Raw genomic sequence first — 347 nt, forward strand, 5'->3', positions numbered from 1 at the left:
CAATGGTCGAAGTCGTGTCCGCCCCTCACCTGCCTGCCGTCATCCTCGCCCCGTATAGTTACGGGGAGAAGTGCCCGGACGGGCGATGAGGGGCGGCGCCGGAGCTCGGAAGAGGAACGAACGTGAAATTCTCACTCGGCTGCTTGAAGACTCTGTGCGTCGATGATGACCCTGATCTCGGCGCGGCCCTGCATGCCGGCACGAATTGCGGTTCCTGCCGCGCCGAGATCAGGGTCATCATCGACGCACAGAGTCTTCAAGCAGCCGAGTGAGAATTTCACGTTCGTTACTCTTCCGAGCGCCGGCGCCGCCCCTCATCGCCCTGCCGGGCACTTCTCCCCGTATAG

At 62.8% G+C, this 347-nt stretch carries 1 pseudogene; it reads left to right on the forward strand.

The features are described from left to right. Nucleotides 1–176: 176 nt before the first annotated feature. A pseudogene (locus tag FCU66_RS42985) lies at nt 177–272 on the forward strand ((2Fe-2S)-binding protein); the annotation flags it as partial. Between the last annotated feature and the right edge of the window lie 75 nt (nt 273–347).

Source organism: Mesorhizobium norvegicum, assembly GCF_004919685.1.
Classification (GTDB): Bacteria; Pseudomonadota; Alphaproteobacteria; order Rhizobiales; family Rhizobiaceae; genus Mesorhizobium; species Mesorhizobium norvegicum.